Source organism: Candidatus Legionella polyplacis, assembly GCF_002776555.1.
Taxonomy (GTDB): Bacteria; Pseudomonadota; Gammaproteobacteria; order Legionellales; family Legionellaceae; genus Legionella_E; species Legionella_E polyplacis.
This window is the reverse complement of the sequence record NZ_CP021497.1, coordinates 311,952-324,885: the sequence shown is the minus strand read 5'-3', so window position 1 is coordinate 324,885 and position 12,934 is coordinate 311,952. Positions and strand designations below refer to the sequence as shown.

Genomic DNA, 12,934 nt, shown 5'->3' with positions numbered 1-12,934 from the left:
ATATTGAATAGTAGGAAAAATTGAATTATTAATTATTTTTTATTTGTATTTATTGGTGAAAATAGATAGGAATTCACTTTATGGTTAATCTGCGAATTTTATTATACATAGCTTTTTTTTTAGTTGTATATTTGTTATGGATGACATGGGAAAAAGATCATTTGTTTTTTACAAGTTCATCATATAATAATAAAAGTACTTTTATTAGTACAGATCAGAAAAACGAAGGTTCTTCTTTTTTCGTTCAAGAAAAAAAAATGTTTTTTTTAAAAAATTTAAAATATTCAAATAGATATAGCTCTATTTATTTGAATTTTTTAAAAAAATATTCTTTAATACATATTAAAACTAGTGTATTAAATTTATATGTTAGTTTAAAAGATGGCAATATAATGTTAGCAGAATTAATAAAATATCCTATACAAGTGGGTAGTAGAGATTCAGTAAAAATTTTAGATTATAGAAAAAATAATTTTTTTGCTGCAAATAATTTTTTGTATTTATTACGTAATAAAAAATTAGAAATGTTAAAACTAAATTTTAGTTCAGATAAAATTGATTATAATTTAGAAGATAATAAAAATAATATGTTTGATGTTGTGTTGTATTCAAAAATAGATAATTTTTTAGAAGTAAAAAAAGTTTTTTCTTTTATTAAGAATAGTTATTTGATTTCTGTAAAATATTTAATTAAAAATATTGGTATACATCCTTTAAAATTATATGTTAATTCTCAGTTATTGAATATTTTACCTGAAGAAGAACATTCAAATTTTTTTCATGTAGGGTCTTATATTGGAGCTTCTTATTCTAATATTGGACATCATTTTTATAAAAAAATTAGTTTTAAAAATATGGAAAAAAATAATTTGATAGAAAATTTTTCTAATGGATGGATCGCTATGCAGCAACATTATTTTTTGAATGCTTGGATATTTCATAACAAATCGTTATCTAATAATTTAACAAATGAGAATAATAATAGTTTTATTTATACTAAGGTAATTAACAATAGCAATATTCACGTTATTGGGATCATTACGAAAAATTTATTTGTTTATCCTAAAAGAAATAAAATAATTTTTTTAAAATTATATATAGGACCTAAAATAGCAAGTGTACTAAAGAACGTTTCTCCTGCGTTAAATTTAACAATTGATTATGGTTGGTTTTGGTTTTTATCTTCTTTATTATTTAATTTAATGAAATTAATAAATACAATTATAGGTAATTGGGGATGGTCTATTGTTTTAACAACAATTTTAATAAAAATATTGTTTTATCGTTTATCTAAAACAAGTTATAGATCTATGTCTTCTATGAAGAAACTACAACCAAAACTTAAATCTTTACGTGATTATTATGGTGATGATAAAAATAAAATAAATAAATTAACTATAGATTTATACCGTCAAGAAAAAATAAATCCTTTTAGTAGTTGTTTGCCTATTTTAATACAAGTTCCAGTTTTTATCGCTCTTTATTGGGTTTTATTAGAAAGTATAGAATTTAGGCAAGCTAATTTTATTTTTTGGATAAAAGATTTAAGTGTTACAGATCCTTACCACATATTGTCCATAATTATGGGTTTAACAATGTTATTTCAACAAAAGTTAAGTTCATCTTCTGAAGATGATTTTATGCAAAATATTATGATTATTTTTTTTCCTATTTTGTTTACTGTTTTATTTTGGAATTTTCCATCAGGTTTATTGTTATATTGGAGTGTTAATAATATAATTTCTATTATTCAACAATGGATTTTTTTTAAAAAATATGGATAGAACTATTTTTATAGTTATTTTAAATTTTAAATTTTAATAAATATTAGTTTTATTTTTAAATGATTTTAGATACTATAGTTTCTATCATTACCCCAATAGGAAAAGGTGCAGTAGGTATTATTCGTTTGTCAGGTGATGCTTCATATTCTATTGCATTAAAAATTAGTAATAATGAGTCACTAATTCCAAGAAAGTGTTATTTTTCTTTATTTACTAACAGGGATAAAAAAATTTTAGATAAAGGATTGGTTATTTATTTTAAAGCTCCAAAATCTTTTACAGGAGAGGATATAATTGAGTTCCATTTACATGGTTCTCCAATTATATTAGATATTTTATTAGAAGAGTGTATTTATTATGGTGCTAGATTAGCTTTACCTGGAGAATTTTCAAAAAGAGCATTTATTAATGGAAAAATCGATTTAACTCAAGCAGAAGCAATTTCTGATATTATTCAATCTACATCTAGAATAAGTTTAAATATGTCTATGCGTTTATTATATGGTAATTTTGGTAAAATGATTAAATTTCTTAATAAGAAAATTGTTAATCTTCGTGTTTCTATTGAAGCATTTATTGATTTTTCTGAAGAGGTTTTTAATTTAAATCAAAAAAAAATATTAAATAAAATAAATAATATTTTATTTTTGTTTAAAGAAATTAAAAAAAACACTATACAAGAAAAAAAGTATATTGAAGGATTAAAAATTGTTATATTAGGAAATACCAATGTTGGAAAATCTACTTTGATTAATACATTGTCTAATAAACAAATTTCTATGGTAACTGATATACCTGGTACTACTAGAGATCTTATTAAAGTAGATATTTTTTTAGATAATTTTCTTTTACATTTAGTAGATACTGCTGGTATAAGAAGAGAATCAGGAATTATTGAAAGAGAAGGAATTAAATTAGCAAAAAGAGAGGCTTTTTACGCTGATTGCATTTTTTTTGTTATTGATTCTATGGAATCTTTACAGAAGATCAAATCAAATAAGATGCTTAATAGATTTTTATTAAAAAAAATACCAATTCTTATTGTATTTAATAAAATTGATATTTTAAATATCTCTCCGAAAAGATGTTCAAATATTATTTATATTTCTGCTAAAAAAAAAATAGGCATAGATCTTATTCGAGATTTTATAAAAGAGTTATTTTTTAAAAATATTCAGTTAATAGACGAAAAAATTTTAATTAAAAAAAGACATAAAAATGCTTTGGATAAGGCATATAGCTTTTTGTTGTTTAGTAAGAAGAAAATAATTTCTTGTCAATTAGATGAGTTATTAGCTGAAGATTTAAAGTTGGCTCATAAATATTTAGGAGAAATTACTGGAGAATTTACCTCAGATGATTTATTAGAAGAAATTTTTTCTAATTTTTGTATAGGAAAATAAAGTTTATATTTTTAAAATAATTTATGTTTAACTTGCATTTTTTAAATATATACTATTTAGTAGTAACATATTTTTGTATAATTTTATGTGGTTATTTTTTATAATATATTTTTGGCAAAATGATTATAAATTCTCCTTTTTTATTGGAGTGATTTGATAAAATCCAAGATTTTATTTTGTCTCCAGTGTCAAATATGAAAGTTTCAAAGGATTTAGTTATTTCTTTAAAAATAACATATTTATATTGTATTCCATATATTTCATTTATATTGTTTATTGATTTTATAATTTTATGTTTGGTTTCATATATAATAGTTGTTTCTTTTTTATATTTTATATATTTAAGTTGTTTTTTTCTATTATTAGTGTTGGAAGATAAAAATCCAGTAAAAAAGAATGTGTTGCATGGTATTCCGGAGGAGCATATTGCTGCAATTAGAGCGCATGCTCCAGGAATGGGTATAACAGGAATGTTTTCTTTTCGTGCTTTTTTCACTAAAGGAAATCCTGGATCATTAATTAATGGTGTTCCAGCATTACTGATTAATGCAAATGATTTTCCATTTTTTAATTTATTTATAATATGATTGCTAATTTTATTTTCGTTAAAAATATGAAATGAAATTAATGGTTTTATTATATTCAGTGATTTAAGGAAATAATAAGAATATTTAGTATTTTCTGATAAAATGTAATTAACTTTTTTAAGAATTTTTATAGCTCGTAGACTGATATCATCACGATTTCCTATTGGTGTTGCAACTATATATAATTTTCCAATTTTATTAAGCATTAGTATTTGTTATTTTTTAATTAATTTTAAAATTTAATATTTAATATTATATTTTATTATTGAATAGTAAAAATTTAATTTTTTTTATTTTTATTGAAAATAATAAAAAATTTAATAAGTTTTGTGAAAAAAATATTCATATTTTATTTATTGTTTATATAGATAAAGTTGTTATTAAAATTAAATTTGGAAAAAAATAAATTTTAAATTTAAAATTTGTTATATTATTTATAGTTTAATTAATTGTATTTTTTATGTAATTTTTATATTTTTTAAATATTTATTATATTTTATGTGAAATATTTAGTTTTAATAAATTAAATTTAGTTTGATAATATTATTATATTTTTCTATTAAAAATAGAAATTTTAATTTATATTTTTATAACGTTTAATTTTTTTAAATATTGATATATATTGTATTAATATGGATCGATTAAAAATTTATTATTTAATTTGGTGTATTATTATATTTCAAATTATTAATACAATAATATTTTCTGTTGTGTTTAGGTATATTTTTACAATAAATGAAATGGTAACTGTTTTATTAAGTGGGTTAAGTACGATTTTTCCTTTTTTATTATTTGTATTTTATTTTTTAAATAATTTTAATAAGTTTACTTTAAGAAAATTTTATTTTGGAGAAATATTAAAAATTTTATTTAGTGTTGTTATATTTATTTTAATTTTTTATTTAATAAAGATTAATTTTTTAGTTTTTTTTTTATATATATTATTAATCTTATGGGTTATTGGATTGTTTTTATATTTTAATAGTGTATATATATAAATATGTAGTACTTTTATAGAAGTATTAGTTAATAATATTTATTTTAATTTTAGGAAATAAATTCTAGATTAGGGGAGTTAGATGGATTTAAATACAAAATATATCAAACATCATTTGAATCATTTAGTATTTAATTTAAATTTTGTAAATTTTGGTTATAAAAATTTTTGGATTATTAATTTGGATACTATATTTTTTTCAGTTTTTTTAGGATTAGTTATATTAGTATTTTTTTATTCTGTAACACGTAAATTAGATTTATTTGTTCCTGGAGTGTTTCAAAGTTTATCTGAAATTATTTTAGAATTGGTTAATACTCAAATAAAGGATTGTTTTGGTGGAAGTAAAAAACATTCTTTTATTGGGGCTTTGTCTTTAACGATATTTACATGGATTTTATTAATGAATTTAATGGATATTATTCCTTTAGATTTTTTTTCATTTTTTTTACACTTTATAGGAATTAATTATATAAAAATAGTTCCAACGAATGATTTGAATATGACATTTTCTTTATCATTTTCAGTTTTTATGTTATTTATTTTTTTTAAAATTAAAAGAAAAAATTTTTTTGGTTTTTTAAAAGAAATATGTTTACATCCTTTTCATAATATTTTTTTTATTCCATTTAATGTAATATTAAGTTTTTTAGATTTAATTGGAAAACCTGTTTCTTTATCTTTACGTTTATTTGGAAATTTATATGCTGGTGAACTTATTTTTATTTTGTTTTCTACATTGACTGTAGGAAAAAGTATGACTTTATTAAATTCTAAATTAGTTATAGTTATTTTTCAATGTATATTAATGTTTTTATGGTCTATTTTTCATGTATTTATAGCGATTTTGCAAGCGTTTATTTTTATGGTTTTAACCATAGTATATTTATCGATTGCATATGAAAAATAATAAAAGAATAATTTGTTAAATTTATGTAGTGAAAATATGATATTATATTTTAATGATATTAAATATGTTGGAGGATAATTTTTTATGCAAACATTACATTTTGTAGCTCAAATTCAAAGTATGACTATTATTGCTGTTTCTGTTTTAATAGGTTTTGCTGCTTTAGGTACTGCTATTGGTTTTGGAATATTAGGAGGTAAATTTCTTGAGGGATCTTCTAGGCAGCCAGAAATGATTCCAGTTCTTCAAGTAAAGATGTTTATTGTAGCTGGACTTATTGATGCTGTAGCTATGATCGGTGTTGGATTAGCTCTTTATTTTATTTTTGCCAATCCATTTTTAAGTGTTTTAACTGGAATTTACTCTAATGGATAAAACACATATATAGTGTATGTAAATAGTTTATTATTTATTTTAATAAGATTAAGGTAATAATTTTAGTGTTTTGTAGAAAAATTTATTTATATTAAATACAAAAAAGAGGGATGAAATTGGATATTAATTTAACTTTTTTTATTCAGATCTTTGTTTTTATTTTATTTGTTTGGTTTATGATGAAGTTTATTTGGCCTCCATTAGAGAAGATTATTGAGGAAAGAAAAAATAAAATAATTAAAGATTTTTCTGAGGCTGAAAATAATAAAAAAGAATGGAGTTTTATGAAAGATCAAATGATTTTAGAATTAGAAAAAGCAAAAGAGATGTCTAATATTATTATTAATAAAGCTAATGAAAAAGCTTTTTATTTAATTGAAAAGGCAAAAAAAGATGCTAAAAATGAAGCAAATCAATACATAAAAAGTGCAAAAGAATATCTAGATAAGGAAGTTACCAATGTTAAAAATGAATTAAGAAAAAATTTTGGTTCTTTTGTTATTTTAGCTGTAGAAAAAATTATATCTAGAGAAATCAATAAAAAGGATCATGAAGATTTATTAAATTCTTTAATTAAAAAAATTTAAAAATGATTATTTTTAATAAAAATTTGAGAAAAATTTATGTAGAAACGATTTTTGCTTATTCTATAAAAAATAGAACTGTGGTTGGTTGGTTAAATATTTTAAAGTTTTTTGCAAAAATTGTGTTGAATACGGAGGTAGTTAGTTTAGTTAAAAAGTATAATTTAACTGTTAATCAACAAAAAAATCTTTTAATGTTAGATATGTTTAATGATTTTAAGGATAAAAATATATTAGAAAAATTCTTGGATGTTTTAATTGGTAATGGACATTTTTTATTTTTATTTGAAATTTATCGAGATTTTAGTTTCACATATTATGAAACAAAAAATATAACTATAGTTCATGTAGTGACTTTTTTAAAATTATCAATTTCGTATAAAAAAAAGTTGATTAATGTTCTCAATAAAAAATTAAATTCTGAGATTAAATTAGAGTTATTAATAGATAAATCAATTTTAGGTGGTGTAATTTTAATTATTGGTGATCTTGTTATTGATAATTCAATAAAAAGAAAATTAGAAAAGTTAAAAGTAAATTTAACTGGATGATAGAAGGTAGAATTTATGTTAAAAAATATTAATTTGAGTGAAATGGAAATAAGTGATGCTTTAAAAAAAAGAATAGAAGAATTAGATATTTCTTATGAAATGAGAAATGAAGGTACTGTTATTAGTGTAAAAGATGGTATAGTTGAAATTAGTGGTCTTTCTGATGTATTTTTGGGAGAGATGATTTATTTTTATCAAAATGATATTTTTGGTTTAGTTTTAGGCTTTAATGATACTTATGTTAATGCTATTATTTTAGGTGAATATTTACGATTATCTGAAGGTCAAAAAGTTCGTTGTACAGGTAATTATTTAGAAATTCCTGTTGGTTATAATTTTCTTGGGCGTATTGTTAATCCATTAGGAATTCCAATTGATGGAAAAGGTACGATTCATTTTGATAAAATGCTTCCTATAGAAAGAGATGCTCCTAAATTAATTTCTAGAAAATCTATTTCCCAACCTGTACATACTGGTTTGAAATCTATAGATATTATGACTCCGGTTGGAAGAGGGCAAAGAGAATTAATTATTGGTGATAGACAGACAGGAAAAACAACTATTGCGATGGATATTATTATTAATCAAAAAAATACTGGAATAAAATGTATTTATGTAGCTATTGGTCAAAAACTTTCTTCGGTTATATCAAATGTAAAAATTTTAGAAAAAAATGATGCTATGAAGCATACAATATTTGTTGTAGCTTCTGCTTCAGATTCAGCATCTTTACAATTTATTTCTCCATATTCTGCTTGTTCGATGGGTGAGTTTTTTATGGAAAATGGTGAAGATGCCATAATTATATATGATGATTTAACAAGACAAGCATGGGCTTATCGACAAATTTCGTTATTATTAAGAAGGTCACCTGGTAGAGAGGCTTATCCTGGTGATATTTTTTATCTTCATTCTAGATTGTTAGAGCGTTCTGCAAGAATTAGAGAAGAAGAAGTAGAAAAATTAACAAATGGAAAGATAAGAGGGCAAACTGGATCATTGACAGCTTTTCCTATAATTGAAACTCAGTCTGGTGACGTTTCTTCATTTGTTCCAACAAATGTTATATCTATAACAGATGGTCAAATATTTCTTGATTCAGATTTATTTAATTCTGGTATAAGGCCAGCAGTGAATTCTGGTCTTTCTGTTTCTCGTGTTGGGAGTTCTGCTCAAACTGATATAATTAAAAAATTGAGTGGAAATATAAGGTTATCTTTAGCTCAATATCATGAGTTGGAAGCTTTTTCTCAATTTTCTTCTGATTTAGATAAAATGACTTTAATGCAATTAGATAGAGGAAAAAGAGTTATGGAATTATTAAGACAAAAGAAATATTCTCCTGTTTCTGTTTTTGAAATTTCTATATCTATTATTGCCTTAGATAAAGGATATCTTGATGATATTCCTATAGATAAGATTAATATTTTTGAGAAAAATTTATATGATTATTCAAAAATAAATTATAAACAGTTTATACAAGAAGTAAATAAAGAAGCATTATATTCAGAGAATGTATTATCGAAAATGATAGATATTATTTTAGGATTTAAAAAAGAATATTTAACCAATTTAAATTAAATGTTTTATTATATAATGAAGTTTTAATGTGTTGATTAATAAAAAAATAAGTATATAGTTTTTGACATAGTTAAAAATAGAGTTTTATGGATAGAATAAAAAGTATTAAAGATCAAATTTCTAGTATTAAAAGAATACAAAAAATAACAAAAGCGATGGAAATGGTTTCCATCAGTAAAATGAAAAAAACAAAAGAAAGGATGGTTAATTTTAAACAATACTTTGATAGTATTAATAGTATTATCGTAAATATCCTTAATATATGCTTAGATTATAAAAGTATTTTTTTAAAAAAAATAAAATATTTAGAGAATAATATAGGTTTGATTATCTTAACAACAAGTAAAGGTTTATGTGGTGGATTAAATAATAGTTTATTAAGAAATGCTATTGATAGAATTAAATTATGGATTAATAGTAATAAAGATGTTTCTATTTTTATAGTTGGGAAGAAAGGTTGTAATTTTTTTAATCAATTAAACTATAAGGTAATAGCTGTATTTGATTATTTAGAGGAATCTTTAAGAATTGAGGATATATTTAGTTTTATTGATATTGTGGTTGATATATTCCGTAGTAAGGAGATAGATTCAGTCTATATGTTATATAACACATATATTAATAATGTATCATCTAAAATTTGTTTAAAAAGAGTTTTGCCATTATTGAATTCGAATAAAAATAAGAGGCAATATAACAGTAAATTATGGACTTATTTATATGAGCCTAATTCAAAAATTGTATTAGATACTTTGTTAGAAAATTATATATATTGTCAAATATATCAAGGTTTGATTGAAAATATTGCTTGTGAACAGGTTTTTAGAAGATTTTCTATGAAAAGCGCAACAGATAATACTCTTAATATTCTTAAGGATATTCAATTAAAATTTAATAAGATTAGGCAATCTTCAATTACACAGGAATTAGCAGAGATTATGTGTGGGGTAAATTAATTTTTTATGAAAGAGGTAGATATGATTTTTGGAAAAATAGTTGCTGTAATTGGTTCGATAGTAGATATTAGATTTTCTAAAGGTTATGTACCAAAGATATATGAAGCATTAAAGTTAGATAATGGACATTTAATTTTTGAGGTTCAACAGCAGTTAGGCAATGGTGTTGTTAGAACGATACCTATGGGTAAAACAGATGGTTTAAAACGAGGAATGTCTGTTTATTCCATTGGTAAATCAATTTATGTACCTGTTGGTAATAAAACATTAGGAAGAATTATAAATGTTTTAGGAGTTCCAATAGATGGTTTAGGTGATATTGATGCAGAAATGAAATATCCGATTCATAAATCTCCTCCGAGTTATATTGATCAAATAGGAAATTATGAAATATTAGAAACAGGAATTAAATCCATTGATTTATTATGTCCATTTCCAAAAGGAGGAAAAATTGGTTTATTTGGTGGGGCAGGTGTTGGAAAAACTGTTACAATGATGGAGTTTATTCGTAATATAGCTATTAAACATGATGGATATTCTGTTTTTACTGGAGTAGGAGAAAGAATAAGGGAGGGCAGTGATTTTTACAATGAAATGAAGTTGTCTGGTGTATTGGATAAGGTTTCTCTTGTGTATGGTCAAATGAATGAACCTCCTGGAAATAGATTACGAGTTGCGCTAACTGGTTTAACTTTAGCAGAAAAATTTCGTAATGATGGAAATGATGTTTTATTATTTATAGATAATATATATCGTTATACGTTAGCTGGTGTTGAGGTTTCTGCATTGTTAGGTCGTATGCCTTCTGCAGTTGGATATCAGCCTACTTTAGCAGAAGAAATGGGATTATTGCAAGAGAGAATTGTTTCTACTCATAAAGGTTCTATAACTTCTGTTCAAGCTATTTATATACCAGCAGATGATTTAACTGATCCTTCTCCAGCTACTACTTTTTCTCATTTAGATGCTACTGTTGTGTTATCTAGGCAAATAGCTGAACTTGGCATATATCCAGCAATTGATCCATTGAATTCAAATTCAAGACAGTTGGATTCATTGATAATTGGTGATATACATTATGATGTAGCTAGTCGAGTAAAAAATGTGTTACAACGCTATAAAGAATTAAGAGATATTATTGCTATTTTAGGTATAGATGAGCTTTCGGAAGAGGATAAATGTTTAGTTTATAGAGCTAGAAAAATACAGAAATTTCTTTCTCAGCCATTTTATGTTTCTGAATTATTTACTGGTATATCAGGTAAGTATGTTTCTTTAATGGAAACTATCAAAGGTTTTAATGATATACTTTCTGGAAAATATGATCATATTCATGAAAAAAATTTTTATATGATAGGCAGTGTAGATGAAGCAGTTAAAAAGAATAGTGATCAATAATATATCATAATTTTTATGAAAAAAGATATTAAGTTTAGTTTGATAAGTACTGAAAAAGAAATTTTTTCTGGAATAGTTAAAATGGTTGTCATTAAAAGTGTTCTTGGAGATATAGGAATAATGCCGGGTCATCATCCTTTATTGGCTATTCTTAAAAATAGGAGTACAGTTAAGTTGTTTTTTTCAAATGGGAATATAAAAGAATATATATTAGATTCTATGAGAGGATTAGTTGAAGTGCAACCATATCGTGTAATTATTTTGGTTGATACTATTTTAGATCATTGTTTTCGACATTTTACACAAGATTTATTAAATGATATAAGATTTATTGAGAGTTTAGATTTGAATATAGGTGTAATTAATTTTTATAAAATTAATAAAAATGAATACATGAAAAATGAAGATGTAGTTAATTTATTGAATTATTGTTTTGATGTTAAAAAATTATCTATGTTGAAAATTGGAATGAGTATAATGAATTTCAATAAATCAGATAAATTTATTAGAATTAAATAGTGTAATTTAATAAAAGAATATTTTATATTTTAAATATAAGTAATTTTAAGAATTTATTATTTATGGTTCACAGAATAAAAATGTAAAAAATATTTTTATAAAGTAAAAAAGTTTTACTTACAAAGTCATAATTTTTTATGAATTTTTGGTAATTTTTCTCTGATTTTAGCTAATTTTCCTTTTAGAGATCGAAGATAATATAGTTTTGCACGTTTTACTAATCCTTGTTTTTTTATTGAAATATTTTTTATAATTGGACTATATGTTAGTAAAACTTTTTCTACTCCTATGTTATGAGAAATTTTTCTTATGGTAAAAGAAGAATTTAATCCTCTATTTTTTTTTGCAATAACTACTCCTTCAAAATTTTGTAATCTTTTTCTGTTATCGTTTTCATTAATTACGATTTGTACTATTATTGTATCTCCAGGATTAAATTTCGGGATTTTTTTATTTTTTATTGAATTATAGTTAATTTGATTAAGAATATCATTCATTTTTTATATATCTCCTATATAATTTAATATAAATTAATAATTTATATTATTTTAAGTTTGATAATTTAAGAAAATTTATATTTTATTTTAATTTATGTTCTAATAAATCTGGACGTTTTAAAAAAGTGTTTTTTAGACTTTTTTCTTTTCTCCATTTTTTTATTTTTAGATGATTTCCACTTAATAGTACTGACGGAACATTAAGATTATCTATTTTCATAGGTCTTGTATAATGTGGATAATCTAATAATCCATTAGAAAAAGAATCTTGGGTTATGGAATCTTTATTATTTAAAGTTCCAGGAATAAGTCGTACAATAGCATCTATGAAGACCATTGCTGCAAATTCACCACCACTTATAATAAAGTCTCCTATAGACCATTCTTCATTAACATGTTTTATTATGATTCGTTCATCAATACCTTTATATCTTCCAGATATAAATATTAATGATTGATTATTGTTAATTATATTTTTTAATAAATAGGATTGTGTTATTTTTTTTCCATGAGAAGTTAAATATATACTTTTATATGGTGCTGGCATATTTTTTTTTGCTTGTGTTATTGCTTGATAAATTGGTTCATACATAATCACCATTCCTGGACCTCCTCCGTATGGTCTGTCATCTATTCTTCGTTTTGAGTTTTTTGTATAATCTCTTGGATTCCAAAAATTAATTTTTATTAATTTTTTTTTAATGGATTGACCTATAATTCCATAATTTAAAGAATTAAAGATTTCTGGAATAATAGTGATGACACTTAAATGTAACATTGGAATAAAATTTA

General features: G+C 22.7%; 13 protein-coding genes. 10 read left to right on the top strand and 3 right to left on the bottom strand.

Translation table 11 applies throughout. The features are described 5' to 3' along the window. The first annotated feature begins 80 nt into the window (after positions 1 to 80). Entirely contained in the window at positions 81 to 1,784 is a 1,704-nt protein-coding gene (gene yidC, locus CCU22_RS01630; RefSeq protein WP_100114851.1) for a membrane protein insertase YidC, read from the top strand. Positions 1,785 to 1,843: 59 nt separating this feature from the next. Further along, positions 1,844 to 3,187 (top strand): tRNA uridine-5-carboxymethylaminomethyl(34) synthesis GTPase MnmE, encoded by a 1,344-nt coding sequence (gene mnmE, locus CCU22_RS01625; RefSeq protein WP_100114850.1) that lies wholly within the window; start codon positions 1,844 to 1,846, stop codon positions 3,185 to 3,187. 91 nt (positions 3,188 to 3,278) lie between these two features. Here mnmE and rsmI read toward each other — a convergent pair whose 3' ends face one another. Further along, entirely contained in the window at positions 3,279 to 3,980 is a 702-nt protein-coding gene (rsmI, locus tag CCU22_RS01620; RefSeq protein WP_100114849.1) for a 16S rRNA (cytidine(1402)-2'-O)-methyltransferase, read from the bottom strand. 873 nt (positions 3,981 to 4,853) lie between these two features. On the opposite strand from rsmI, the gene atpB reads away from it, so the two are divergent. The 8 genes from atpB to CCU22_RS01575 all read left to right on the top strand — a co-directional run bounded on the left by atpB (position 4,854) and on the right by CCU22_RS01575 (position 11,645). Next, positions 4,854 to 5,681, top strand: a complete 828-nt coding sequence (gene atpB / locus CCU22_RS01610) for a F0F1 ATP synthase subunit A (RefSeq protein ID WP_100114847.1) — start codon at positions 4,854 to 4,856, stop codon at positions 5,679 to 5,681. 84 nt (positions 5,682 to 5,765) lie between these two features. Next, a complete protein-coding gene (atpE, locus tag CCU22_RS01605) occupies positions 5,766 to 6,056 on the top strand; it encodes a F0F1 ATP synthase subunit C (RefSeq protein ID WP_100114846.1) in 291 nt (96 codons plus the stop codon). A 176-nt stretch (positions 6,057 to 6,232) separates the two neighbouring features. Beyond that, on the top strand, positions 6,233 to 6,643 hold the full coding sequence (gene atpF, locus CCU22_RS01600) for a F0F1 ATP synthase subunit B (RefSeq protein ID WP_233485099.1): 411 nt from the start codon (positions 6,233 to 6,235) through the stop codon (positions 6,641 to 6,643). A 2-nt stretch (positions 6,644 to 6,645) separates the two neighbouring features. Beyond that, complete coding sequence (atpH, locus tag CCU22_RS01595; protein WP_100114843.1) at positions 6,646 to 7,191, top strand: ATP synthase F1 subunit delta; 546 nt, start codon at positions 6,646 to 6,648, stop codon at positions 7,189 to 7,191. A gap of 15 nt (positions 7,192 to 7,206) precedes the next feature. Beyond that, positions 7,207 to 8,772 carry a F0F1 ATP synthase subunit alpha gene (gene atpA / locus CCU22_RS01590; protein ID WP_100114842.1) on the top strand — a complete coding sequence of 522 codons (1,566 nt, stop codon included), beginning with the start codon at positions 7,207 to 7,209 and terminating at the stop codon, positions 8,770 to 8,772. Positions 8,773 to 8,858: 86 nt separating this feature from the next. After that, positions 8,859 to 9,728: an ATP synthase F1 subunit gamma gene (gene atpG / locus CCU22_RS01585; protein ID WP_100114841.1), complete on the top strand. Its 870-nt coding sequence runs from the start codon at positions 8,859 to 8,861 to the stop codon at positions 9,726 to 9,728. A gap of 6 nt (positions 9,729 to 9,734) precedes the next feature. Next, a complete protein-coding gene (gene atpD / locus CCU22_RS01580) occupies positions 9,735 to 11,126 on the top strand; it encodes a F0F1 ATP synthase subunit beta (protein ID WP_454614413.1) in 1,392 nt (463 codons plus the stop codon). Between the two features lie 15 nt (positions 11,127 to 11,141). Continuing rightward, a complete protein-coding gene (locus CCU22_RS01575) occupies positions 11,142 to 11,645 on the top strand; it encodes a F0F1 ATP synthase subunit epsilon (RefSeq protein ID WP_100114839.1) in 504 nt (167 codons plus the stop codon). A gap of 125 nt (positions 11,646 to 11,770) precedes the next feature. Here CCU22_RS01575 and rplS read toward each other — a convergent pair whose 3' ends face one another. After that, positions 11,771 to 12,142, bottom strand: coding sequence for a 50S ribosomal protein L19 (rplS, locus tag CCU22_RS01570; RefSeq protein WP_100114837.1), 372 nt, complete (start codon positions 12,140 to 12,142; stop codon positions 11,771 to 11,773). 82 nt (positions 12,143 to 12,224) lie between these two features. Further along, entirely contained in the window at positions 12,225 to 12,920 is a 696-nt protein-coding gene (trmD, locus tag CCU22_RS01565) for a tRNA (guanosine(37)-N1)-methyltransferase TrmD (RefSeq protein WP_100114836.1), read from the bottom strand. Between the last annotated feature and the right edge of the window lie 14 nt (positions 12,921 to 12,934).